The following is a 21,957-nucleotide window of genomic DNA, read 5'->3' on the forward strand; positions in this document are numbered from 1 at the left end:
GCGCAGGCCGTCTAGACCACGATTTTTATGTGAGTAGAAAATCGTTCACAACACATGGAGTACACACGACTCGGTTCGACCGGGCTGCAGGTGTCACCGATCTGTCTCGGAACGTGGCGGTTCGGGCTGGAACACGAGGACAGCGGCGTCGTCGAGACCGACCGCGAGGACGCCCACGAACTGCTCGACGCCTTCGCAGCGCAGGGCGGGAACTTCATCGACACCGCCAACGGCTACGGGCAGGGCCGCAGCGAGACGTGGATCGGCGAGTGGCTCGAAGACCGGGACCGCGAGGACTTCGTCGTCGCCTCGAAGTGCTACTGGTCACAGGTCTCTCGGTTCCAGGAGAACCTCTCGAAGAAGAACGTCAAGGCGGAGGTCGAGGGCTCGCTCGACCGGCTGGGCACCGACTACCTCGACATCCTCTACTGCCACCGCTTCGACGACGGGACGCCGCCAGAACACACGCTACGCGCGCTCGACGACCTCGTCAGCCAGGGGAAAGTCCACTACGTCGGCATCTCGACGTGTGACGCCTGGAAGCTCACGAAGGCGCTGTGGGAGGCCGACGTGAACAACTACGAGGCCTTCACCGTCACTCAGCCCCAGTACTCTGCGACCTACCGCGAACCGGTGGCGGAGTACCTGGACGTGTGCGCCGATCAGGACCTCGCGGTCTGCCCGTACTCGCCGCTGCACGGCGGCTTCCTCACCGGCAAGTACGAGCGCGTCGGCGACGGCGAGGTCGAGGCCCCGGACGGTTCCCGCGGCGACATCGACGACCACTTCGAGGACTGGTATCTCACAGAACAGGCCTGGGACGTGCTCGACGAGGTTCGGGCCGTCGCCGACGAGGCCGACGCCACCCCCGCGCAGGTCTCCCTGCGCTGGCTGATGGACCACGAGCGGTTCACCTGTGTGCCGATCATCGGCGCTCGAACGACCGACCAACTCGACGAGAACCTCGACGCCATCGAGGTCGAACTGACCGACGACCAGTTCGACCGCATCGACGACGCGATCGAGGCGTAAGCGTTCGAATCCTGATTTTCTGTCGCTCAGACCGGTCGAGTAGCCCCCGGCTCGCCGCTCGTTCGCAGCGACCGTTTCCGTTGCGTCCTGTAACAGCTCGCAACACTTCGTTGCAATTCGTTACGCTTTTTGCTATCCCCCGGGAATAGAGATGCATGTCCGAGACGGTGCGAATCCGAGACGAGGACTACGAGAAGATCGAGGCCGCACAGGAAGTGCTTGGACTGTCCTTCCCGGAGGTCGTCCATCTGGCGCTGAACACCGACGTTCTCACGGAGAGCCCCGCGCAGAACGCCCGCCGGGCGATCCGGTACTACTACACGTACATCGTCATGGAGTACGACGACGTGCAGGACGTGCCGGTCGAGGAGCTATCCCTCGACAGCGCGGACCAGGCCAAGGCGGGGCTCACCGTCGGTGCCGAGAAACACGAGAACGATCTGGAGAAACAGCGCGCGGCCGACGCGGAGTCAGGGGACTAAGCCGTTTCGACCGACTCACTCTGCTCGCTCGGCGGGATCGAACACCTCGCCGGTCGCCGGTGAGACGCCGAGCTGTTCGCACTGATCAGCCAGCGGACAGGCCTCGGGATCGTCGAGACACGCCGGTTTGCGGGCCGAACAGTACTCGCGACCGAACTGGATCATCGCGGTGTGACCGAAGCCACATTTCTCGGCGGGAATATCATCTTCGAGGGCCGCACGGACGCCCTCGTGATCGGCGTCGGCGGGTGCAAGCCCCATCCGTCGGGCGATGCGGTGGACGTGCGTGTCGACGGGGAAGACGCCGCCGCGACCGCCGGCGAACAGGAGCACACAGTCGGCGGTCTTCGGCCCGACCCCTTTCATGTCCAGCAGCGCCGAGCGCACGTCGCCCGGGTCGCCGCCCCTGACGAACGCGTCGAATTCGGCCCCGAAGCCGTACTCCTCGCACACGCGCCCGGCGAGTCGAACGATCGTCTCCGATTTCTGGTTGTGCAGGCCCGCCGGCTGGATGGTCTCGGCGAGGCGTTGCTGGTCCGCATCGGCGAGCGTCGCGGCCAGATCCTCCCCGTCGGCCCCGTACCGCTCCATCAGCGCGTCGTGGGCGGGCTGGCTGGCCTTGTCGGAGGTGTTCTGCGAGAGGATGGTCCGGACGAGACACTCGAAGGCGTCTCGGCCGCCGTAAGCCTTCGTCCAGTAGAGCTCTCCCAGTCGGTCGACGACTGCTTCGGCCCGCGTCTCGGCGTCGGCCGGTTCGAACTCGACTGCCGCGCCGCCCCCGCTCTCGCCGCCGCTGATGTTGACCGAGGGCTCGGCGTCGTCGCTCATGCGTGGCAGTGTGCCCGCCAGCAACTAAAGGACTCAGACATCGACGCTGAAGGTGATCGTCGCCTCGGCGCCGTCAGCGAGCGTGTCGACCAGCTCGCGATCGAGGTCGGTCGCCGCCGCGTCGGCTTCGACCATCACCGTCCGGTCGTCGACGTAGTCGCTGGTCCGGCAGACGTGGCTCCGGTCGCTCTCGAAGGTCAGGTCGGGGTGGCCGTTGCCGGAGACCGTCGTCGAGTGGCCGTCGGCCTCGATCGTCGCCGTGATCGTCGCATCGGCGTCCTGGCAGGCAGCGACGAACTCGGGGGCGAACTCGCCGGGTACCCGGTCGGCCTCGATCGCGAGAATACAGTCGCCGGCGGGCGTGAGGAAGTCGTCGCTGGTGATCTCGAGCGTGCTCTCGTGCTCGGCGCTCACGTGTTCGTGACCGTGTGCGTGTACGACCTCGTCCATACCGACGGGAGCCGACGAGCGCACTTCAGCGAGTCGACTCGGTCCGGGAGACGGTGATCGTCACCGCACCGCAGGCACACTCGTAGGCCGACTGGCGACCGGCGGCCGTCTCGAAGACGATAGACGGTTCGTCGGGCAGCGTTCGGTCGCAGTCGGGGGCCTCGCAGGTGTCTGACCCGGTCGTGAGTTCTTCGATCATACTCGTTCGTAGGCCCCGACCCCACGTCAAAGCCCGCAAACCCCGGAGTGAAAGTGAAAGTGGTAGTCGAGGGTAAAGGATATGCCCACGGGGAACGCCCGATGATGCATGTCGCTGGAGTGGAGCGCTGGGGCGGTCGATCCGGGGGGAGATCCGCCGTCAGCCGAGACCTGGCAGCCGATCGACGTGCCCGGGCGACCGACCGAGTTCGTCGACGCCGAGGCCGTGGCCTACCGGGCGACGTTCGAAGACCCACGGGATCCGGCACAAGCACACGCCGTCCTCGTTCTCGAAGGAGTCTACGCTCACGCGCGCGTGTGGCTCGACGGTGAACTGATCGCGGAACACGACGCGTACTTCGAGCCACTCCGAGTGCCCTTGCCCGTCGGCGAAGACAACGAGTTGCTCGTCGAGTGTCGCCGTCCCGAAGATCGGTTCGGCGGGATCTACGACACCGACCGCGTTCCGACCGCGTCGTCCGTGCCGGGAATCTGGTGGGACGCACGCATCGAGACCCACCCGGACCCGTACGTCGCCGACCTGAACGTCGCCCCCCGCGTCGACGGGGAATCGACCTCGGTCGAGGTCGAGGCGACGGTCGTCACCGACGAACCGCTCGACGACCGGCTGACACTCTCCTTGCGGCCGACCGGCGAGGTTCGGGGCGGAGGCATGATGAACAGAGCGCGGGTCGACACCGACGCCGGCCGAGCCACGGTCACCCACGAGATCGACGTACGAGACCCCTCGCTGTGGTGGCCCCACGACGTGGGGAGCCAGCCGCGCTACGCCGTCCGGGCGAAGCTGGCCGACGACGAGCGGACGGTAGAGACCGGACTGCGGTCGGTGTCGTACGATGAGTCGGGACTGCTCGTCAACGGACAGCGCGTCCCGGCGCGGGGCGTCACTCTCGTCGACGGGACGGTCGAAGACGTTCGGCGGGCGGTCGACGCGAACGCGAACCTCGTTCGAGCCCACGCCCACGCGCTCTCGCCCGCAGTGTACGAGGCCTGTGACGAGCAGGGAGTGCTCGTCTGGCAGGACCTCCCGCTGACCGGACCCGGCGGATTCGACGCCGACCGCGCGGCGGCTCTACTGGAGCGGCTCGTGTGGTCGCGCCGTCGGCACCCGAGCCTCGCGGCGGTCAGCGTCCACGACGGGCCGATCCCAGACTACGCCGACGGGCTGGGTTCGGGACTGCTCGACCGAGTTCGGTTCCGCTGGCGGGCGTGGCGTGCCGACTACGACGGTGCGCCCGCGGGGCGGGTGGCCGACGGCGTCACCGAGGTCCCGGCGTTCCCCGTCGTCGGGCCGGCGGGCATCGACCCCGACGCGGCGACGATGTATCCCGGCTGGACGTTCGGCGAGGCTCGCGACGCCGAGTGGCTCTGTGATCGCTACGGGCTCGGCACCGTGGTCGCAGCGTTCGGTGCCGGGGCGCTCGCGAACGGCGACGACGAGGCCACCGACTTCGAGGGGGAACGCCGCGCTGCCCGCGTCGACGGCGGTGTCGACGACTCCCAGGCGATGCAGGCCAGCGTCGTCGGGACCGTCGCCGAGACGCTCCGCCGACGCGACGCCGACGTACTCGCCGTCGACACGCTCCGAGACGCCGACGGGGCCGGCATGGGCGTCCTCGCCGAGGACGGGACGCCCAAAGCCGCCTTCGAGCGACTCCAGAGCGCCTACGAGCCGACACAGGTCCTGCTGGCCGACCCGACGCCGGGCGACAGCGAGGTGGTACTGGTCCACGACCGGCCCACCGGCGGTCTCGCGACGGTCGAGTGGGACGTAGACGGCGACAGAGAGCAGACCGAAGTCGAGATCGAGGCCTACGGTCGCCAGACGGTGACGACGATAGCGCCGCCGGCCGGCTCGGACGTGACCCTCGCGGTCGCGATCGACGACGTGGTCGCACGGAACCGGTACACGGTTTAAGTTGACTGCGTTCCGTGTGAATATCTCACAATCACCGTTCTGGGCCGTGTGACGGGCAACCACGGTAGTTGGTGCACCGGAATATTTAAACCATATCCACCCAAATGTGTAGCTACCAGAACGTCTTCGACGTTCAGGCAGTATCGCGTTACGCCCAGCATGACAGGGAACCCTGCTTATCGGAGACAGCCCATCATCGTTAGGGAGTCGACTGCCCAGCGTCGTGGCGGACATGGCATCGAGGATTAACAACAATGGTAGATTCGATAGATCAATCGAAGAACGTAGAACTCACAGAAGACGATCTCGAAAACAAGTCCAAAGGCGAGCTCATCAAGCTCGCGGGACAGCTTCGAGACCGACGAAACGAACTCAACCAGATGGCGTCCGAGCGCGCGTCCGACCGGGACGATCTCAACGCCAAGACGCGTGAGAAGGTCGACGAGGCCCAGGAACACCGCGAGGAGCGCGACGAGCTCAACGAAAAGGTTCAGGAACACAAAGAGAGCCGCAACGATCTCAACGCCGAGGCCAACGAGCTGTTCGACAAGGTCGAGCAGCTGAAAAACGAGATGGAGCTGGACGAGGGCAAGTCCATCGAGGAACTCGAATCCGAGATCGAGGACCTCGAATTCAAACAGCAGACGGAAGTCCTCTCCAGCGAGGACGAGCGCGAACTCATCGAGAAGATCGAGGAGAAGCGCGACAAACTCGCCAGCAAGAAAGAGAAGCTCGACCAGACCGAGGACCTCGACGGCCTCAAAGAGGAGGCCGAGGAGGTCCGCTCGGAGGCCAGCCAGCACCACCAGAAGGTGACCGAGCTCGCCGACGAGGCCCAGAAGCACCACAACGAGATGATCGAGGCCTATCGCGAGGCCGACGACATCCGTGACGAGGCCGACGAGATGCATGAGAAGTTCGTGGAGGCCCAGGAAGCGGCCGACCAGCACCACGAGGACTTCGTGCGCGTCCAGAAGCGCCTGCGCGAACTGGACAAGAAGGAGGAAGCCGAGGAACGCTCGGCTCGCGAGGAAAAGCAGGAGGCCGCCCGCGAGGAGGCCGAAGAGATCTACCAGAAGTTCAAGGAAGGCGAGACCCTCGACACCGAGGACCTCATGAAGCTGCAGAAGGCCGGCAAGCTGTAAGCTCTCTTTTACTCTCTCCCGTTTGCACCCGTCCAGCAGTGCCGACGGTCGCGAACGACAGGATTACACCGGACAGAGACCAACGCCTCCCGTGGAACTGTTCGTGACACTGCTTGGCGGCGTCGTGTTCGGACTCGCGCTGGCGGCCCCGCCGGGGCCGATGAACGCCGTGATCGCCGAAGAGAGCGTCCTCCGAGGGTGGCACGCCGGCTTCCGGGCCGGCCTCGGCGCGATGATCGCCGACCTGGCCTTTCTGGGCCTCGCGATCGTCGGTCTGGTGACGGTCGTGCGCGACAACCCCAACGTGGAGACGGTGATGCTCGCGGTCGGCGGACTGTTGATGCTGTACTTCGCGGTGGGTGCGGTCGACGACGCACAGACGTTCGTCGGCGACGATCCGGGAGACGGAAACGGGTTCTGGAAGGCTTTCCTGCTGGCGCTGACGAACCCCTATCAGGTGGTGTTCTGGCTGACCGTCGGCGTTGGACTGCTGGAGCCGGGTCGACTGGACGTGCTGGCACCGCTTCCCGTCGTCGGCCCGTCGCTGGCAGAGCGGGTCGTCGTCCAGACCGGCCATCCAGTCCTGCTGGTCGGGCTGTTCGCGGGCATCGTACTGTGGATCACGAGCTTTCCCGCGGCGCTCGTAGGGGCCCGAGAGCGTGTCGAGCGCCTCGCACCGGCGGTGGCGTGGCTGTCGGCGCTCGTGCTGGCGGGCTTCGGTGGCCTCTTTCTCGTCGAAGCGGTGGGTCGGCTCTAGTCGTCGCCGCCGACGCCGGTGGCCACGTCGCCGACCTGCGAGTCGTCGTCCATCTCGGCGACTTCCATCTCCAGCCACTCCTGGAACCACTTGGCTCGCTTGAGCCGGCGGTGGACGATCGCTTCGGCGGTCTCGCTCTCGATGCGCTGGCGAGCGTCTTCGCCGCGTTCGATCACGCGGCCGACCATCTCGGCGGCGTCCATGTGCGAGCGCGACTCGTAGCCCATCCGCAGGAGCATCAGCGCCGTCCCGTTGGCACCGACCTTGTCGAGCACGTCGGCCTCGATGAGACACTGAGTCTCCAGCGGGAGGTCGGTCAGATCGTCCTGGTAGGAGTGGTCGCGGACGGCGCTACACACCTGTTCGACGAACGAGTCCGGGTAGTCGCCGTGGCTCAGCAGGTACTCGCGGGCGATGGTCGCGCCGACCTCCGCGTGGACGTCCTGCTCGGCCTCCAGCTTCGCGATGTCGTGAAACAGCGCGGCCACGCGGGTCACGTCGACGTTTGCCCCCTCCTCGCGTGCGATCTCGACGGCGAGATCGACGACGTTCAGGATGTGGTTGAAGCGATACTCCGCGGAGTGCCACGGGTACCACCGCATTCGGCCGCCTTCCTCTTCGTTCTCGACGCTCGCGGCGAGATAGTCGTGGACGAAGTCCCGCATCGCCTCGAACTCGGCGTCCGAAACCGGTGATTCACGGATTTCGACGCCCACAGAAGCACCTCCGTCGTCGCAGTTCGGTATTCATCTTACGTACAAAAAGGTCCGTTCGACTCTTTAGCGTTACGACACCTCCAACGACTCGAAACGATCCCGAATTCCCCCACGAGCAGGCACTAGAAGCGCCACAGCGACACTCTCCGTGTCGGCCGGTGCAAAGAGAGGGACGAACGCGTGTCTCAATCGTGGTCGTCGAACGTCACTGCGCGTCCGATAGCGACTGGACGAGTGTTCACTGCTCCGTCGGTCGGCTGTCAGAGCCGTCGGCTGACACACGGTTAGAGAGCCGCAAAACGAAAAGAGACAGGGGCGACAGATTCGACCGCGGTCGTGGTTGAGCGACGTATGGAATGCGGTCGAGACCTGTCACCGAGAAGTACGCTCTGGAGCGTCGACTGCCAGAGCAGAGCCGATGGGATCTTCTGTCACCGTTCGAGCTTTCGTTACCGTATCGTACACCTCCGACAACAGAAGGCAGGCATTCGGACAGTAATAAGCGTTTCTTCGGGAAAGAATAAAGTAGTAAATCACGGCCCCCACACCTCTAGGAGTTCTAGGGAACTGTGCGGGGAAGCGGGGCGAGAACACACGACTCCACCAGAAGTAGTGTTGCTCGTCTGAATTTTTATGCCACCGGAGCCCGAACGAGGACGTATGTCGATCAGAAGAGCGGCGTCCGCCGACAAGCCCGCGATCCGCGACGTTGCCCGACGGTCGTTACAGGCGTCGTACTCGCTCGGACCGCACGCGATCACGAGTGCGATCGAGGAGTGGTACGGCGAGGAGCGACTCGACGAGACGCTGTCCGACGACGGTCGCGTGCTGCTTGTCGCCGTCGAAGACGAGCAGGTCGTCGGATTCTCCGAAAGTACGCTGGCCGGCCCAGAGATCGGGACGCTCCTCTGGTTGCACGTCGACCCGGCCTACCGGGGTCACGGCATCGCCTCGGAGCTGTTCGAGGCGACGAGGACGGAACTCGAATCGCTCGGTGCCGAGCGAATCCACGGACGCGTGCTCTCGGACAACGCGGACGGTAACGCGTTCTACCGTTCGAAGGGCTTCGAGCCTGCCGGCGAGGAGTCCGTCGAGATCGACGGGCGAACCTACGTCGAGCGACGCTACGTCGAAACCAGCCCGAGCGGTCGCGAGCCAATCGAGACCGACGGTACCACCGTGTTCGTCGACCACGACGCGACCGAGAACGGCTCCGTCGACGCCTTTCACGTGGTGTACCGAGACCAGGCGGGCAGCGAGCTGTACGGGTACTACTGTGCGAACTGTAGCACGCTCGCGAACGCGATGGACGCGATGGGACGGATCGAGTGTGACAACTGCGGCAACGCCCGCAAGCCCACGCGCTGGGACGCCGCGTACCTCTAGGTGCGTCTCCTCGTACGGATGTTACAGCGGCAGAGAGACGCCGTCACGAAGAGAGCCGAGAGAACGGGCATCGATGGGGCCATCGACTCAGGGATCGGAGCCGCGGCCGTCCCGTGCTGGGCGTAACACGAGCGCGTAGTAGAGGACGAACACTGCGATCGCGATGGCGACGCCCAGAATCGTGTCCATCAGGACCGTTTCGAGCGACGAGTGCAACGCGACGGCTGAAGCGATCGTACTCCCGAAAACGAAGCTTCGGACGAACATGGGCGTAGTTCGAACCACCGTTATATAAACGGAGATCCCCGTTTTCAGTCGCTGGGAGAGGCCCGTACAGAATCGGGGCGTTGAAACGGACCTCCCTCCAACGGAGAGGCGAGCATGGACGCCGACCGACGTATCGTCGATACCGAGGCCGTTCCCGACGACGGTACCGTGCTGTTCACTATCGTCGACGGGAGCGAACGGAGAGAGGGGATCTTACTGCGACTGTCCGACGGCATCGTCGCCTTCGAGAACTACTGTCCACACTGGCGAGACGTGCGTCTCGACAAGGGTTCGGGAGCGACGCTACGGGGAGCCGAACTCGTCTGTGAGAAACACGGCGCGACCTTCGAGACCGACACCGGATACTGCAACTTCGGTCCCTGTGAGGGCGCGACACTCAGCGAGGTCGACGTGACCGTCGCGGACGGCGGCGTCTACCTCACCGAAGACGGCTGCGAGTTCGGCGGGCTGGGACCGGCCGACGACGGAGACCTGTCCTCGGGGAGCCGGATCGGCTTCTCGGGGAACTGAACACGGCACGCCGAGCAGTCTGTCGGAGCCCCGGTCCCGACAGCGTCACTCGATGCGATAGGCGGGTTCGGAGATCGCCTCGCTCTTGCACTCGGGGCACCTGCTGGGTCGGTTGGTCAGATCGTCGAAGTCGTCGAACCCACACTCCTCACAGGCCGGCGGTGCGACGAGCAGCTGCTCGTCTGTCGACTCCAGCGAGCGAGCGATGTGTTCGACGTGATCGAGCGCGTCGCTGGTCCGTATTTCGAACTCTCGAGCGATCGCGCCCGCGGCGAGCGCCTCGGCCCGGAGTCGGTCGGCGATGCGCTGGCGCGTCGTCCGACTTGCCTCGCGCATGGTATCCTTTGGCACACTATCGGTAAAATACTTTTTGTCTCCGGAATCGCCCGGCGACGACGGTTCCGATGCCGCAGTTGTACTGTGGCTGTTACGAGAGGCCGAGCTCCCGACGAGAGACAGGCAGCAGAGGCGAACGGCGAGCGGTGCCAGCAGACGACGCTGTCCTCCCGAGGCCCCCAGCAGAGCACCCTGGGACTCCCAGCTATCCGAAGTTCTCGATCTTGGCGTCCTCGGTCGTCCCGCCGGCATCCTCGACGGCGGCCGTCGCCGCGTCGATGAAGTCGGCGAACCCGTAGACGAACAGCTGGCCGCCGTCTTCGAGCGCCGCGGCGGTGGCGTCGGTCAGATCCTCGTCGATGTCCAGGAGTCGCACGAACGCACCGGCGTCGTCGAGAGCCGCCAGTCGCTCCTCGTGGACCGGCTCGTCGTCCCGGTAGACGATCGCCGCGTCGTTTCCTTCGGCCAGCGCGCGCTCGGCGATCCCGACGGCGGGGCCGACACCGGGACCCCCGGCCAGCACGACCGCTCGTGACTCGTCCTCGTAGTAGTCGCTGCCGAAGGGACCGGCCACGGTGACGGTGTCGCCGGCCGTCAGATCGCCAAGCAGCGGTCCGACCGTCCCGTCGGGATCGATTCCGACCGTGATCTCGAACGTCTCGGCCACCTCGGACGAGGAGATCGTGTAGAATCGCGGTTCGGTCTCGCCGTCGACTTCGAAGGTGAGTTTGACGAACTGTCCCGGTCGAGCCGAGAAGTCCGTCGGCGTCTCGATGTCGATCGCCACCGTGTCGGGGCCGACCTCTCGGACAGCCGCGACGCGACAGTCGGTGTCGTCCATGGGATCGCTTGGTGGATCGGCGGCAAGCCGGTTTCGGTCCCGACGACACACCGTGTGACGAAAGTTGTGACTCGGAACCGGGTATATGTTCCCGCCGCCACGATCGCAGCATCACTTCACCCGATAGTCAACGGTTTACAGAAGGTTTTTCCTTTGGCGACGGGTACCCGAGGCTAGAATGCCCGAAGACCTCAACTGGGCCATCGGCGGCGAAGCCGGCGATGGAATCGACTCTACCGGGAAGATCTTCGCCCAGGCACTCTCACGGGCAGGTCGACACGTCTTCACGTCCAAGGACTTCGCGTCGCGTATCCGCGGTGGGTACACGGCCTACAAGGTCCGGACAGCTGTCGACCGCGTCGAGAGTGTCGTCGACAGACTGGACGTACTCATCGCACTGACAGAGCGCACCATCGACGAGAACATGAACGAGCTCCACGATGGCTCGGTCATCATCTACGACGGGGAGCGGACGACGATGCAGAACGTCGAGATCCCCGACGAGATGATCGGTCTCGAAGTGCCGCTCAAGCGACTCGCCGAAGAGGCCGGCGGCGCGATCATGGCCAACGTCGTCGCCCTCGGTGCAGCCTGTGAAGTGACCGGCTTCCCCATCGAGAACTTAGACGAGTCCCTGGAGAAGCGCTTCGGCGACAAAGGCGAGGCGATCGTCGAGAACAACAAGAAGGCGGCCCGCGCCGGCCAGGAGTTCGTCCAGGAGGAGTACGACCACGACTTTGGCTACTCGCTGGAGACGACCGACAACGATTACGTCCTGCTCAACGGTGACGAGGCCATCGGCATGGGCGCGATCGCCGCTGGCTGTCGGTTCTACTCCGGCTACCCGATCACGCCCGCGACGGACGTGATGGAGTACATGACCGGCCGCGTCGACCAGTTCGGTGGCAAGGTCGTCCAGGCCGAGGACGAACTCGCCGCGATCAACATGGCGCTTGGCGCTGCCCGTGCCGGCGCACGAGCGATGACGGCCACGTCCGGCCCCGGGATCGACCTGATGACCGAGACCTTCGGGCTCGTCGCGACCACCGAGACGCCGCTGGTGATCTGTGACGTGATGCGCTCTGGCCCCTCCACGGGGATGCCGACCAAGCAGGAACAGGGCGACCTCAACATGGCGCTGTACGGCGGCCACGGCGAGATTCCGCGGTTCGTCGTCACGCCGACGAACATCTCGGAGTGCTTCTGGAAGACCGTCGAAGCGTTCAACCTCGCCGAGAAGTACCAGACGCCGGTCTTCCTCGTGTCCGACCTCGCGCTGGCAGTGACCGAACAGACGTTCGCGCCCGAGACCTTCGACATGGACGAGGTCGAGATCGAGCGCGGCAAGGTCGTCGACGAGGACGATATCGACGGCTGGCAAAACGAGAAAGACCAGTTCCAGCCACACTTCCCCGCCGCCGACGGCGTCTCGCCCCGTACCTTCCCCGGGACGAGCGGCGGCGCACACATGACGACCGGCCTCGAACACGACGCGCTCGGTCGCCGCACCGAAGACACCGAGGTCCGCGAGGAACAGGTCGAGAAGCGCGAACGCAAGGTCGAGACCGCCCGCGAACAGGAAGACTGGGACTACCGCGAGTTCGGCGATCCCGACGCCGACACGCTGGTCGTCTCGTGGGGCTCGAACGAGGGCGCGATGCGCGAAGGACTGGAGATGCTCGCCGAGGACGGCCTCGACGTGCGCTTCGTCTCGGTGCCCTACATCTTCCCGCGGCCCGACCTCAGCGAGGAGATCGAGGCCGCAGAGCAGACGATCGTCGTCGAGTGTAACGCCACCGGGCAGTTCGCCGACGTGATCGAACACGACGTGCTCGAACGCGTCGACCGCGTCAACAAGTACGACGGCGTCCGCTTCAAGGCCGACGAACTGGCCGAAGAGATCAAAGACGCGGTCGCCGAGGAGACAGAGGTGTCAGCATGAGCTCAGACATTCGCTTTACCGACTTCAAGTCCGACAAGCAACCGACCTGGTGTCCCGGCTGCGGTGACTTCGGGACCATGAACGGCATGATGAAGGCCCTGGCCGAGACGGGCAACGACCCCGACAACACCTTCGTCGTGGCCGGGATCGGCTGTTCGGGCAAGATCGGGACCTACATGCACAGCTACGCGCTCCACGGCGTCCACGGGCGCGCGCTCCCGGTCGGCATCGGCGTCAAGCTCGCCAACCCCGACCTCGAAGTGATGGTCGCTGGCGGCGACGGCGACGGCTACTCCATCGGTGCCGGCCACTTCATCCACGCCGTCCGCCGGAACGTCGACATGACCTACGTGGTCATGGACAACCGAATCTACGGGCTCACCAAGGGACAGGCCTCGCCGACTTCCCGGGAGGACTTCGAGACCTCGACCTCGCCGGACGGTCCGAACCAGCCGCCGGTCAACCCCAAGGCCCTCGCGCTGTCGGCCGGCGCGACGTTCATCGCTCAGTCCTTTTCCTCGAACTCCCAGCGCCACGCTCAGCTGGTCCAGGAGGCGATCGAACACGACGGCTTTGGCTTCGTCAACGTCTACTCCCCGTGCGTGACGTTCAACGACGTGGACACCTACGACTACTTCCGCGACTCCATCCAGGACCTAGAGGAGACCGACCACGACGAGACCGACGCCGATCAGGCCAAAGACAAGATCCTCGACGGCGACAAGGAGTACATGGGCGTCCTCTACCGCGACGACGACTCCGTGCCCTTCGACGAGCGTGAAGGGTTCGACCAGAATATGGCCGAGATCCCGGACGGCGCACCCGACGGTGCGATGGATCTCGTCCGAGAGTTCTACTAGACCACCTTTTTCCGCTTCGGGTTCGCGCGGAGCGCGAACCGCTCGCGCAAAAACGTGGGCGAAAAAGACCGCGAGTCGTGCCTGACTCACGGCTTCGCCGTTCGTCTTTCGAGATTCCGAAGGAATCTCGCCACCGGCGCGCTCGCGGTGTTGTGCGTGAACACCGCGAACGCACTGCTCGTCAGAGCTTGCTCTGACGGTGAATCGCGCGAACGACCGGGTTCTTCGAGCCGTTCGTTCGCACGAGTGCTACAGTTCTCCAACCGGCTACGATGATCTCGATCAGTACGATCAACACGAGCAGTTACCGGCTGTTGATTCTTGTCGCCGTTTGCCCGGGCCACGGCGTCCGACTGAACGCTGTGAGAACCGGCTCTGGAGACGAGGGCCGGAGTCTCCCGGTGACGTACGGTCGGTCCGGTAACGATCGACAGTCCTCCGTCTGAAATCCACGAACGAAAGTTAACACATATATCCGACAACCGCGTGTTCCGACGGTGTATGCGATTCTGTGACGAGTGTAGTTCGATGATGCACACGGAGGGCGACACGTGGGTGTGTCGCTCCTGTGAGAACGAGGAATCACGGGACTCGCACGCCGAAGCGGCGATGACGACCCAGGACGGACAGCGGGACGACGGGGCACCCGCCGTCGCCGACGCGACCCAAGACGCCACCGAGACGATGCACGAGTCCTGTCCGGCCGAAGGCTGTGACAGCGACCGGGCCGGCTACGAGATGCTGCCCAAGCCGGGCGGCTCCTACGAGGTTCGACTGTTCACCTGCGTCGAGTGTGGCCACAAGTGGCGCGAGTCCTGACGGCGCAACGCCCGTCGAATCAGGGTTTGCCCGGCAGTACTTCGGGCTCTCCAGACCGATGGATATCCTGGCAACCACCTTTTTCCCGCTCGGGTTCGCGCTTCGCGCGAACCGCTCTCGGCAAAAACGTGGGCGAAAGAAGCGGGATTCGCACACAGCGCGAATCCCGTCGAATCAGGGTTTGCCCGGCAGTACTTCGGGTTCTCCAGACCGATAGATGTACTCCACGGCCACGCCGGTCAGCGGCGAGTCGACGGCGGTCGCGTACTCCTTGGCCAGATCGAGGTACTGTTCGGTGATGTCGACGACGCGGCGGTAGGCGGCCTCGTCGTCGGGGGCCAGCAGGTACTCGGCGGTGACTGGGGTTAACTGTCCCTCGCGGCGGTCGTCGGCGTAGTCGTCCACGTCGTCGAGCCAGATCTGTGCGCCGACGATCGCGAGCACGATGGCGCGGGCGAACTCGTCTTCGATGTCGAGGCCGGCGAGTCGGTACAGGTCGAGCATGCCGTCGTACAGCACGCCGACCCGAGCGTACTGCGTCTTCATGTACGGTAGCGCTCGTTCGGTCTCGGAGAACAGTTCGGCGACGTCGTCGTCGGTGAACGCGGCGAACTTGTACTCGTCGCGAACGTCTGCGAGTGCCGTGTCGTCGCCGTCTTCGGCGGCGTCCACGAGGTCCCGAAAGTGGGCGTCCCGGTCCTGGTGGGCCTCACTGTAGTCGACGGCCCACTGGTAGCGCCGGGCGACGATCGGCGGCAGCCCGTCGAGGATCTCTTCGAGGTGGTCCTGGAGCGCGCGCTGTGCGACCTCGGCGACGCGGCGCATCTCGTCGGGCTCGAAGTCGACGGCGAAGTCCTCGAACTCGGCGTCGTTGATCGCGTCGCGCATGTCGCCGTCGATCAGCGCCTCGATGGAGAGGCGGGTCATCTGCTCGGCCCGAACGACCATCTCTCGGGGCGACAGCTCCTGACCGGGGCCGGCCTGGAGCGCCGTCTCGTCGACGCCGGGAACGCCGCTTTCGATCTCGTCGGTCACGGGGTCCTCGCCGGCCCGCTGGCGCGCGCGGCGGTAGACGTAGCCAAGCGTCAGCTGTGCGGGCAACACGAGCTTCGTGTCGTACTCGAAGCTGACGCTGTCGCGGTCGAACGCCTCCGCGAGAGCGTCCTCGACGAGCGCGAACACGTCGTCGATCATCCGCTCGGTTCGATCGTCGATCTCGCCTTTCAGCGACAGACTCCCGTAGTCGAAGACGCCAGCGTCGGCGTAGTAGCCAAGCACCGCTCTGACTGCCGTCGGGAGCCGACTGCTGTCGGCGAGTCGCCCTGCACCTGTCTTGAGCATTGAGACCACCTGCGGACGAAATCGCCCGCGCTATCGAAGTGCTGTGCTCGGCGGGGGCTTTACGCTTTCGAGAGACGCGGCGACGACGTTCAGCAAGACTCATTACCGACACGTCGTATCACAGGATATGAGTGAGCGTTTTGACGTGGTCGTCGCCGGTGCCGGGCCAGCAGGAGCCCAGTGTGCCCGGGACCTGGCTGCGCGGAACTACGACGTTCTCGTCCTCGAAACGGAGCCAGAAGACGGGTTCCCACGTCAAAGCAACAAGTCGACGGCAGGTACCTTCCCCTCGATGATGGCGTCGTTTTCGATCCCCGACGACGTGGTCATGCAGTACACGGACAGCGTCGTCCTCGAATCGCCCAACGACTACTACGTCCAGGACCAGGCCGGCGCGGTGCTGGAGTTCGCCGAGTTCAAGCAGTTCCTCGTCGCCGACAGCCGCGAGAAGGGCGCAGAGTATCGCTTCGACTCGCGGGTGACCGCCCCGATCACCGAAGACGGCGAGATCGTCGGCGTCAGCTACAACGGCGATCGAGAGGTCTACGCCGAGATCGTCGTCGACGCGACGGGACCGGCCGCGCCGCTGGCGAAGAAACTCGACGTGTGTGACCTGAAGCGCGAGCACCAGGCCATCGGGATCGAGTACGAGTTCGAGAACGTCGACGTGAACCACCCCGAGTACGCCGACCTCCGGGACGCGATGATGCTCCGACTGGACCACGACCTCGCACCGGGTGGGTACTCGTGGATCTTCCACACGGGCGGGCGCTCGGCGAAGGTCGGGCTCTGCTACATCCAAAACGACTCTCACAGCCAGCGGGCGAAGGATGGAATGGGCATCGACGACTACCTCGACTACTGGCTCGACCGCGATCCCCGCTTCGACGACGCCGAGAAGCTCGAATCGAAACAACACCGCGGCTCGGCACACATCCAGCGGCCGTCCTCTATGAGCACGGACTCGTTCATGGCGATCGGCGACACCGTCCCGACGATCGATCCGCTGTGGGGCGAGGGGATCCACAAGGGGATGAAGTCGGCTCGGATGGCCGCGATCACCGCCGACGCCTGCCTCACGCCCGAGACGCCCAACACCGACGCCGAGACGATGGCGACCTACGACAAGCTCTGGCACAGCGAGGTCGCACCGCGGGCCCGCGAGCGGCTGTTGATGACGGAGCTGCTCTATCTCGTTCCCAACAGCCGCTACGACCAGCTGATGGCCGACCTGAAGGAAGTCGGTGCGGGGACGCTCGCACGCGTCAACGCCGGTGAGAAGCGCGCGATCAGCAAGCTGTTGCACCTCTCGGACCTGCCGACGCTCGTGAAGTACGCCCGTCGGCGACTGAGCGCCTGACTGTCGCGGTCGTTCAGCAGCTTTTTTGCCGGCCACCCGGATGCACTACCAATGAGTTCTGGGGCACCAGTCGTCGGTGTCGTCGGTGAGGTCGACGACGACCTCGCCGACGCAATCGAAGACGCAGGGGGCCAGGTGCGAACCGGCACAGCCGAGGCCGTCGTCGCAGACGCCCCTGACGTAGTGGTCGCCGTCGGCGAGCCCGCGACGCTCGCGGTCGCACGCCAGCGACCGTCGATGCCGGTCGTGCCCGTCGACGCGGGTCGTGGGCTCCGCTCGGTTCCCGGAGCGGCCGCCGTCGAGGCGGCCCCCTCGATCGTCGCCGGAGAGTGGACGACAGAATCTCACCCGCTCGTTGCCGTCGAGTTGGACGGCGAGCGAGTCGACTGCGCCCTGCTCGACGTGACCCTCGTCACGTCGGAGGCCGCCCGGATCTCCGAGTTCGCCGTCACCGCACGGGCGACCCACGTCGGGCAGTTCCGGGCCGACGGCGTCGTCGTCGCCACGCCGGCCGGAACGCCCGGGTACGCACGGCAGGTCGGAACGCCGATCGTCGCCGCCGAGACCGGCGTCCTCGCGGTCGCTCCGATCGCACCCTTCGCGACCAACCCCGACCACTGGATCGTGGGCGACGAACGGATCACTCTCACCGTCGAACGGGACGAAGCCGACGTGACGCTGTTTGCCGACGATCGGTCCGTCGCTCCGGTCCCACCCGGAGAGACGGTGACACTGACGACAGAACGATCGGTCACGGTCGCCGTGCTTCCGGCGAGTCGGCCCAGATTCCCGTAGGCCGGACCGAGAATTGGAAAGACACTAATGGGCGTCGGACGGATTTGCTTCTATGGAGCCGTTCGTCAACATCTTCGGGCAGCTGGACACGCTCCAGAGTTTTATCGAGCCTGTCCTGCTCGTGCTCGTCGTCGCCAACATGGCGACGCGATACCTCGCCCACAACCGTCACGTCGAACAGTACGAGGACGGCGGTGCGGACGCGATCAGCCGCTTTATTCCTCACGAGGCGACCAACGTGCTGTTGATGCTGGCCTCGTTTTACTACCTCACCGTCAACCACCACGGGGGGATGGTCCTCTCGATGTTCGTGGCGGGACTGCTCATCACCGACCTCTTCGAGTTCGAGTCCCGGAAGGTCGAAGCCCGTCGTGACGTCCCGCTGGATCGGCCGAAGGCGTCGCTGAGCCTCTGGACGCTGTCGCTTCTGTACCTGGGCTTCCAGATGCTCTTTACCGGGACGATCGGAACGATCATCTGAGACGGGCCGTCGCCGTCGTCCGGTCGACCGCACGTGGCGTGCGGTCGGCCGGTGATTGCTACCGAGCAGTGTGGGACCGACAGTCGTCGCTTCGTCTCCGATCGGGGACACGCATTCGTGGCCACGTTTTTGCTCTGTGATTGGCAGCTCCCGTTTCGACGCCGCCAGAGCGCTCGCCGGCTCAGCGCCCACAGTGGTGTAGTCGGCCGTCGCCGTCACGAGCGCTGCGCTAGGCCCGGTACGAACTGTGTCGAGACGGCGCAAGCGATGTTGCTGGCGTCGCCCGCTCCACGAAGCACCGCAATCTCACGGCAGAGAGCAAACCCGCTGTCGACCTCACGTGCCGGAACACCGAGACCGACGCCGTCGATCAGTTGCTACGCTCGGCCCAGACCTGACGGCCTTCCTCGACCAGCGGGATCAGGAGCCAGAACGTGAGCGCGCCGATGATGGCGAACCAGAAGAAGGCGTCGCCCATGAACAGGGCCACCTGGTCGTAGACCGTCAGCGCCTCTGCGGGGGGCGCTTCACCGGTCAGCTGTGCGCCTTCGAAGCTCGGAGTCTTGTACCAGCCGGCGACCGTCATCCAGCCGAGACCCCCGATCACGAGGGCAGATAGCCCTTTGATGAACTCGTCAGCCATTACCTGAATCTTCGGCAGCGTCGTCTTTAGACTTTCCCATTTCCTCGGTGCGAAAGCGCGTCGAGAAGGCGTAGACGACGGCACCAAACACGATCAGTCCGATCCCGGCGAGTGCGACGATCGGGTCGATCTCCGAGGCCGGAAGCGTCGCTCGTTCAGTTGCCCGGTCGACGAGCACGAAGCCACCGACGACGCCGACGACCGCAAAGAGCGTCGAGAACACGGTGACGGTCTTGTACACCCGGAGCGGGACGACCACGTCTCGGTCCTGGTCTGTGTCCGCGTCGACCGACTGTTCGTCCGTCATCGGCTGCTCTAGGAGCGGCAGCTACTTATATGGGGCGAGACGGCGACAGAAGAGCGACGACGGATTACTTCGGCGGTCGCAGCCGGTAGTAACGGCGGTTGAGGTTGAACATGTACCCCTCTCGCATCGTCCGGAGCGCGGCGTAGGTGATCGCTCCACAGACGATCGGGAACAGGAAGCTCAGGTCGAGCAGGAGGTCCGAGCTCATGGGAATGAGGTTCTGGACCGACAGCGCCGCGATGGTCAGGCTGAAGACGACGCCAGCCATCCCGACGGCCGCCCAGAACGGCTGTTCGACCGGCCGGCGCGCCGAGCCCTTGTTGAGGAAGGGGACGATCGCGACGAATCCGACGACGACGACGTTCGCGATGACGCCGTACATCCGGTCGCTCATCAGCTTCTGGCCGCCGAGGAGGCTTATTTCGGGATTGAGCGACTGGAGCTTCAGCAGGCCAAAGGACCAGTACAGATACCAGTCGGGCAGGATGATCGCCGGGGTCTGGTTGGCGTTGGCCGGGTGGGGCATCTCGGGGGGGAGCGCGGCCGAGAGGAACAGGATCATGCCCACGAAAAAGGAGGTGAGCGCGAGGTTGCGCATCATCTCGTGGGGCCAGGCCGGGAACGCCAGCACGTCGCGCTCGACGTAGTCCGACTGCTGGCGCAGGTCCTGGTCTTCACGCCGGGACCGCTCGAAGTACTCGTAAGTCAGGCGCGCGAGTCCCTCGGTTCGTTCCTTGCGCTCTCGCCACGTCGGCGTCTCGTCGTCCGGCGCGACGATGCCTGTGCCAGACCCGTCCGTGCGAACGTCGTCGTTGGTGTCGTTGTCGCTCATGATTAGTGTGGTTCAGCGATGCCCTGCATCCAGACGATACCGATGTGGACCGCGATGATCGCAGTCGTGATGAACGGCAGGAAGAACACGTGCAGGATGTACATCCGTTGTAACGTGCTCTGTGACAGGGTGAACCCGCCGAACATCAGCTGTGCGACCCACTCGCCGATGAGCGGGATCGACAGCGCCATCTCGACGCCGATCTGGCCGGCCCAGTAGCTCAGCTGGCTCCAGGGCAGCAGGTAGCCCGTGTACCCGAACACGAGCGTCAGCGAGATCAGCACGATGCCGATGATCCAGTTGACCTCACGGGGTTCCTTGTACGCGCCGGTGAAGTAGACCCGGAGCATGTGGAGGAACACGGCGGCCACCATCACCTGCGCGGACCAGCGGTGGATCGAGCGCAGGAGGTACCCGAGGTTGAGCTCGCCCATGATGAGCTGGACCGACTCGTAGGCGACCGTCGCGGTCCCGTCGGAGGCGGCCGCGGCCGGTGCGTAGTAGAACCCGAGCAAAGCCCCGCTGATCGCCGCGACGACGTAGGAGATCGTCGAGAACGACCCGAGCGCGTACAGCGGGTACCAGTACCAGAACTTGTTGTCGAGGTTGTACTGTTCCGTGTGGCTCTTTGGCATCTGCATGTTGACCTTGTAGTACAGGTCTTCGAGCAGTTCCAGGTAGTCGACGATGCGCAGTCGCTTGTCGAGCCACAGCAGCGCCGTCAGGTAGATGGATTCCAGCGTCGTCAGCTCTCTGGACTCCATCCACCCTTTGTGGTCGTGGTCGTCTTTGCGTTCTAAACTCATTGTTCTATTGTAGTGGCCGCGGCAGCGCGGTGAACGTCACCTGGGTCGGGCTGAACGGATCGTACACCGACTGGTGGCACTGGCAGTACACCTTGTCTTCGGCGTTGTACGCGGCAGCGCCCGAGAGCGTCTTGTAGCCGGGAACACAGCAGAAGTGGGTACACTTGTTGACCCAGGCCATGAACGACTGTTCGGTCGCCTCGGCGAAGTACTGCTGGACCGGGCCGGGGATGCTGGAGTACTTGCCTTCCCCGTTCGCGATCTTGGGGACCTCCGGGGATCGGAGGACCTGGACGGTGATGTTCTGTACGTCACCCTCGGACCGCCAGTTCGCGGTCGCGGGTTTGCCCAGTCCTTCGCTCCCGATGTCGTTGCCCCACTCCTCGTAGTCGTCGAACATGTCGACCGTGAGGGGGTCGCCGTCGGAGTACTCGGACTGCCAGTCGTAGTCACCCGTCGTCATGGTGAACGTGTTGTTCTGTTCGGCCTGTGGCTGGACGCCCTCGGCCGTCTGGAGTCCACAGTACTGGAGCATCTGCGAGGAGTAGGGGATACCGCTGCCCCCGAAGTCGTCCTCGATTGCGATCCCGCGCTCGGGGTCGTACTCGGGCCAGTGACCCTGTAGCTCCCCGCTCTCGATCGTGATCGGGATGATCGGCATACCTCGTGGAGCCGGACCCGCCGTGTTTTCGATCGCGACGTAGGTCGAGGAACCGCCACCGACACCGCCCGACGAGGTCGTGGTTTCGAGGGCCGCCGCGCCGCCAGCGCCGACGCTCGACAGCGTCGCGCTCCCGACGACGCCCTTGACGAACCGTCGACGGCCGGATTCGGCCGGATACTTGTCTTCGTCTAGTGGCATA

26 protein-coding genes are annotated in these 21,957 nt (G+C 64.9%); 13 read left to right on the forward strand and 13 right to left on the reverse strand.

Going from position 1 to position 21,957, the window contains the following annotated elements; all coding sequences use genetic code 11:
- Positions 1-54: 54 nt before the first annotated feature.
- A complete protein-coding gene (locus HMUK_RS14890) occupies positions 55-1,032 on the forward strand; it encodes an aldo/keto reductase (protein WP_015764020.1) in 978 nt (325 codons plus the stop codon).
- A 155-nt stretch (positions 1,033-1,187) separates the two neighbouring features.
- Entirely contained in the window at positions 1,188-1,514 is a 327-nt protein-coding gene (locus HMUK_RS14895) for a hypothetical protein (RefSeq protein ID WP_015764021.1), read from the forward strand.
- Positions 1,515-1,529: 15 nt separating this feature from the next.
- Here the strand turns inward: HMUK_RS14895 and HMUK_RS14900 are convergent, their stop codons facing one another.
- Genes HMUK_RS14900 through HMUK_RS17700 form a run of 3 tightly spaced genes read right to left on the reverse strand, consistent with a single transcriptional unit; the run spans position 1,530 to position 2,991 of the window.
- The gene (locus HMUK_RS14900; RefSeq protein WP_015764022.1) at positions 1,530-2,342 is read right to left on the reverse strand and encodes an endonuclease III domain-containing protein; all 813 of its coding nucleotides are present in this window, start codon (positions 2,340-2,342) and stop codon (positions 1,530-1,532) included.
- 33 nt (positions 2,343-2,375) lie between these two features.
- Positions 2,376-2,792 (reverse strand): DUF371 domain-containing protein, encoded by a 417-nt coding sequence (locus HMUK_RS14905; protein WP_015764023.1) that lies wholly within the window; start codon positions 2,790-2,792, stop codon positions 2,376-2,378.
- A gap of 25 nt (positions 2,793-2,817) precedes the next feature.
- Positions 2,818-2,991, reverse strand: coding sequence for a hypothetical protein (locus HMUK_RS17700; protein ID WP_015764024.1), 174 nt, complete (start codon positions 2,989-2,991; stop codon positions 2,818-2,820).
- 108 nt (positions 2,992-3,099) lie between these two features.
- Here HMUK_RS17700 and HMUK_RS14910 point away from each other — a divergent pair, with 108 nt between their 5' ends.
- The 3 genes from HMUK_RS14910 to HMUK_RS14920 all read left to right on the forward strand — a co-directional run bounded on the left by HMUK_RS14910 (position 3,100) and on the right by HMUK_RS14920 (position 6,831).
- Positions 3,100-4,929, forward strand: a complete 1,830-nt coding sequence (locus HMUK_RS14910; protein ID WP_015764025.1) for a glycoside hydrolase family 2 protein — start codon at positions 3,100-3,102, stop codon at positions 4,927-4,929.
- Positions 4,930-5,183: 254 nt separating this feature from the next.
- Positions 5,184-6,074 (forward strand): coiled-coil protein, encoded by an 891-nt coding sequence (locus tag HMUK_RS14915; RefSeq protein ID WP_015764026.1) that lies wholly within the window; start codon positions 5,184-5,186, stop codon positions 6,072-6,074.
- A 91-nt stretch (positions 6,075-6,165) separates the two neighbouring features.
- Positions 6,166-6,831: a LysE family translocator gene (locus tag HMUK_RS14920; protein WP_049940851.1), complete on the forward strand. Its 666-nt coding sequence runs from the start codon at positions 6,166-6,168 to the stop codon at positions 6,829-6,831.
- On the opposite strand, the gene HMUK_RS14925 is transcribed toward HMUK_RS14920, so the two are convergent.
- Positions 6,828-7,547 (reverse strand): HD domain-containing protein, encoded by a 720-nt coding sequence (locus tag HMUK_RS14925; RefSeq protein WP_015764028.1) that lies wholly within the window; start codon positions 7,545-7,547, stop codon positions 6,828-6,830. The genes HMUK_RS14920 and HMUK_RS14925 overlap by 4 nt on opposite strands.
- Positions 7,548-8,207: 660 nt before the next feature.
- On the opposite strand from HMUK_RS14925, the gene HMUK_RS14930 reads away from it, so the two are divergent.
- Positions 8,208-8,933 (forward strand): GNAT family N-acetyltransferase, encoded by a 726-nt coding sequence (locus HMUK_RS14930; protein WP_015764029.1) that lies wholly within the window; start codon positions 8,208-8,210, stop codon positions 8,931-8,933.
- Positions 8,934-9,020: 87 nt separating this feature from the next.
- On the opposite strand, the gene HMUK_RS14935 is transcribed toward HMUK_RS14930, so the two are convergent.
- Positions 9,021-9,200, reverse strand: a complete 180-nt coding sequence (locus HMUK_RS14935; RefSeq protein ID WP_015764030.1) for a hypothetical protein — start codon at positions 9,198-9,200, stop codon at positions 9,021-9,023.
- A 114-nt stretch (positions 9,201-9,314) separates the two neighbouring features.
- Between HMUK_RS14935 and HMUK_RS14940 the strand changes: the two genes are divergently transcribed.
- Positions 9,315-9,731 (forward strand): Rieske (2Fe-2S) protein, encoded by a 417-nt coding sequence (locus HMUK_RS14940; RefSeq protein WP_015764031.1) that lies wholly within the window; start codon positions 9,315-9,317, stop codon positions 9,729-9,731.
- A 45-nt stretch (positions 9,732-9,776) separates the two neighbouring features.
- Here HMUK_RS14940 and HMUK_RS14945 read toward each other — a convergent pair whose 3' ends face one another.
- Together HMUK_RS14945 and HMUK_RS14950 are read right to left on the reverse strand one after the other, a co-directional pair.
- Complete coding sequence (locus HMUK_RS14945) at positions 9,777-10,067, reverse strand: transcriptional regulator (RefSeq protein ID WP_015764032.1); 291 nt, start codon at positions 10,065-10,067, stop codon at positions 9,777-9,779.
- 205 nt (positions 10,068-10,272) lie between these two features.
- Positions 10,273-10,908 (reverse strand): FAD-dependent oxidoreductase, encoded by a 636-nt coding sequence (locus HMUK_RS14950; protein ID WP_015764033.1) that lies wholly within the window; start codon positions 10,906-10,908, stop codon positions 10,273-10,275.
- 178 nt (positions 10,909-11,086) lie between these two features.
- Here HMUK_RS14950 and HMUK_RS14955 point away from each other — a divergent pair, with 178 nt between their 5' ends.
- The 3 genes from HMUK_RS14955 to HMUK_RS14965 all read left to right on the forward strand — a co-directional run bounded on the left by HMUK_RS14955 (position 11,087) and on the right by HMUK_RS14965 (position 14,529).
- Positions 11,087-12,850, forward strand: coding sequence for a 2-oxoacid:acceptor oxidoreductase subunit alpha (locus tag HMUK_RS14955; RefSeq protein ID WP_015764034.1), 1,764 nt, complete (start codon positions 11,087-11,089; stop codon positions 12,848-12,850).
- A complete protein-coding gene (locus HMUK_RS14960; protein ID WP_015764035.1) occupies positions 12,847-13,710 on the forward strand; it encodes a 2-oxoacid:ferredoxin oxidoreductase subunit beta in 864 nt (287 codons plus the stop codon). The genes HMUK_RS14955 and HMUK_RS14960 overlap by 4 nt, the downstream gene beginning before the upstream one ends.
- A gap of 501 nt (positions 13,711-14,211) precedes the next feature.
- On the forward strand, positions 14,212-14,529 hold the full coding sequence (locus HMUK_RS14965) for an RPA12/RPB9/RPC11 RNA polymerase family protein (protein WP_015764036.1): 318 nt from the start codon (positions 14,212-14,214) through the stop codon (positions 14,527-14,529).
- A gap of 174 nt (positions 14,530-14,703) precedes the next feature.
- Here the strand turns inward: HMUK_RS14965 and HMUK_RS14970 are convergent, their stop codons facing one another.
- On the reverse strand, positions 14,704-15,870 hold the full coding sequence (locus HMUK_RS14970) for a hypothetical protein (protein WP_015764037.1): 1,167 nt from the start codon (positions 15,868-15,870) through the stop codon (positions 14,704-14,706).
- 127 nt (positions 15,871-15,997) lie between these two features.
- Here HMUK_RS14970 and HMUK_RS14975 point away from each other — a divergent pair, with 127 nt between their 5' ends.
- Genes HMUK_RS14975 through HMUK_RS14985 form a run of 3 tightly spaced genes read left to right on the forward strand, consistent with a single transcriptional unit; the run spans position 15,998 to position 18,506 of the window.
- A complete protein-coding gene (locus tag HMUK_RS14975; RefSeq protein WP_015764038.1) occupies positions 15,998-17,230 on the forward strand; it encodes a digeranylgeranylglycerophospholipid reductase in 1,233 nt (410 codons plus the stop codon).
- 51 nt (positions 17,231-17,281) lie between these two features.
- Complete coding sequence (locus HMUK_RS14980) at positions 17,282-18,025, forward strand: NAD(+)/NADH kinase (protein WP_015764039.1); 744 nt, start codon at positions 17,282-17,284, stop codon at positions 18,023-18,025.
- Positions 18,026-18,077: 52 nt separating this feature from the next.
- The gene (locus HMUK_RS14985) at positions 18,078-18,506 is read left to right on the forward strand and encodes a DUF7313 family protein (RefSeq protein ID WP_015764040.1); all 429 of its coding nucleotides are present in this window, start codon (positions 18,078-18,080) and stop codon (positions 18,504-18,506) included.
- 370 nt (positions 18,507-18,876) lie between these two features.
- Here the strand turns inward: HMUK_RS14985 and HMUK_RS14990 are convergent, their stop codons facing one another.
- The 5 genes from HMUK_RS14990 to HMUK_RS15010 form a co-directional block, all read right to left on the reverse strand.
- Positions 18,877-19,149: a DUF7314 family protein gene (locus tag HMUK_RS14990; RefSeq protein ID WP_015764041.1), complete on the reverse strand. Its 273-nt coding sequence runs from the start codon at positions 19,147-19,149 to the stop codon at positions 18,877-18,879.
- Positions 19,142-19,456 (reverse strand): DUF7315 family membrane protein, encoded by a 315-nt coding sequence (locus tag HMUK_RS14995; RefSeq protein ID WP_015764042.1) that lies wholly within the window; start codon positions 19,454-19,456, stop codon positions 19,142-19,144. Before HMUK_RS14995 ends, HMUK_RS14990 begins: the two co-directional genes overlap by 8 nt.
- 64 nt (positions 19,457-19,520) lie before the next feature.
- Positions 19,521-20,288 carry a cytochrome b family protein gene (locus tag HMUK_RS15000; protein WP_015764043.1) on the reverse strand — a complete coding sequence of 256 codons (768 nt, stop codon included), beginning with the start codon at positions 20,286-20,288 and terminating at the stop codon, positions 19,521-19,523.
- A gap of 2 nt (positions 20,289-20,290) precedes the next feature.
- Positions 20,291-21,094, reverse strand: coding sequence for a cytochrome b (locus HMUK_RS15005; protein WP_015764044.1), 804 nt, complete (start codon positions 21,092-21,094; stop codon positions 20,291-20,293).
- Between the two features lie 4 nt (positions 21,095-21,098).
- Positions 21,099-21,956 carry a Rieske 2Fe-2S domain-containing protein gene (locus HMUK_RS15010; RefSeq protein ID WP_015764045.1) on the reverse strand — a complete coding sequence of 286 codons (858 nt, stop codon included), beginning with the start codon at positions 21,954-21,956 and terminating at the stop codon, positions 21,099-21,101.
- Between the last annotated feature and the right edge of the window lies 1 nt (position 21,957).

The sequence above is a fragment of the Halomicrobium mukohataei DSM 12286 genome, from assembly GCF_000023965.1.
GTDB classification, from domain to species: Archaea; Halobacteriota; Halobacteria; order Halobacteriales; family Haloarculaceae; genus Halomicrobium; species Halomicrobium mukohataei.

Coding starts and splice junctions, on each gene's coding strand:
- HMUK_RS14935 (WP_015764030.1), bottom strand. CDS start 9,200: ATGTTCGTCCGAAGCTTCGTTTTCGGGAGTACGATCGCTTCAGCCGTC.
- HMUK_RS14905 (WP_015764023.1), bottom strand. CDS start 2,792: ATGGACGAGGTCGTACACGCACACGGTCACGAACACGTGAGCGCCGAG.
- HMUK_RS14985 (WP_015764040.1), top strand. CDS start 18,078: ATGGAGCCGTTCGTCAACATCTTCGGGCAGCTGGACACGCTCCAGAGT.
- HMUK_RS15010 (WP_015764045.1), bottom strand. CDS start 21,956: ATGCCACTAGACGAAGACAAGTATCCGGCCGAATCCGGCCGTCGACGG.
- HMUK_RS14955 (WP_015764034.1), top strand. CDS start 11,087: ATGCCCGAAGACCTCAACTGGGCCATCGGCGGCGAAGCCGGCGATGGA.
- HMUK_RS14975 (WP_015764038.1), top strand. CDS start 15,998: ATGAGTGAGCGTTTTGACGTGGTCGTCGCCGGTGCCGGGCCAGCAGGA.
- HMUK_RS15000 (WP_015764043.1), bottom strand. CDS start 20,288: ATGAGCGACAACGACACCAACGACGACGTTCGCACGGACGGGTCTGGC.
- HMUK_RS14965 (WP_015764036.1), top strand. CDS start 14,212: ATGCGATTCTGTGACGAGTGTAGTTCGATGATGCACACGGAGGGCGAC.
- HMUK_RS14895 (WP_015764021.1), top strand. CDS start 1,188: ATGTCCGAGACGGTGCGAATCCGAGACGAGGACTACGAGAAGATCGAG.
- HMUK_RS14990 (WP_015764041.1), bottom strand. CDS start 19,149: ATGGCTGACGAGTTCATCAAAGGGCTATCTGCCCTCGTGATCGGGGGT.
- HMUK_RS14950 (WP_015764033.1), bottom strand. CDS start 10,908: ATGGACGACACCGACTGTCGCGTCGCGGCTGTCCGAGAGGTCGGCCCC.
- HMUK_RS14995 (WP_015764042.1), bottom strand. CDS start 19,456: ATGACGGACGAACAGTCGGTCGACGCGGACACAGACCAGGACCGAGAC.
- HMUK_RS14960 (WP_015764035.1), top strand. CDS start 12,847: ATGAGCTCAGACATTCGCTTTACCGACTTCAAGTCCGACAAGCAACCG.
- HMUK_RS14890 (WP_015764020.1), top strand. CDS start 55: ATGGAGTACACACGACTCGGTTCGACCGGGCTGCAGGTGTCACCGATC.
- HMUK_RS14910 (WP_015764025.1), top strand. CDS start 3,100: ATGTCGCTGGAGTGGAGCGCTGGGGCGGTCGATCCGGGGGGAGATCCG.
- HMUK_RS14915 (WP_015764026.1), top strand. CDS start 5,184: ATGGTAGATTCGATAGATCAATCGAAGAACGTAGAACTCACAGAAGAC.
- HMUK_RS14980 (WP_015764039.1), top strand. CDS start 17,282: ATGAGTTCTGGGGCACCAGTCGTCGGTGTCGTCGGTGAGGTCGACGAC.
- HMUK_RS14930 (WP_015764029.1), top strand. CDS start 8,208: ATGTCGATCAGAAGAGCGGCGTCCGCCGACAAGCCCGCGATCCGCGAC.
- HMUK_RS14945 (WP_015764032.1), bottom strand. CDS start 10,067: ATGCGCGAGGCAAGTCGGACGACGCGCCAGCGCATCGCCGACCGACTC.
- HMUK_RS14970 (WP_015764037.1), bottom strand. CDS start 15,870: ATGCTCAAGACAGGTGCAGGGCGACTCGCCGACAGCAGTCGGCTCCCG.
- HMUK_RS15005 (WP_015764044.1), bottom strand. CDS start 21,094: ATGAGTTTAGAACGCAAAGACGACCACGACCACAAAGGGTGGATGGAG.
- HMUK_RS17700 (WP_015764024.1), bottom strand. CDS start 2,991: ATGATCGAAGAACTCACGACCGGGTCAGACACCTGCGAGGCCCCCGAC.
- HMUK_RS14900 (WP_015764022.1), bottom strand. CDS start 2,342: ATGAGCGACGACGCCGAGCCCTCGGTCAACATCAGCGGCGGCGAGAGC.
- HMUK_RS14940 (WP_015764031.1), top strand. CDS start 9,315: ATGGACGCCGACCGACGTATCGTCGATACCGAGGCCGTTCCCGACGAC.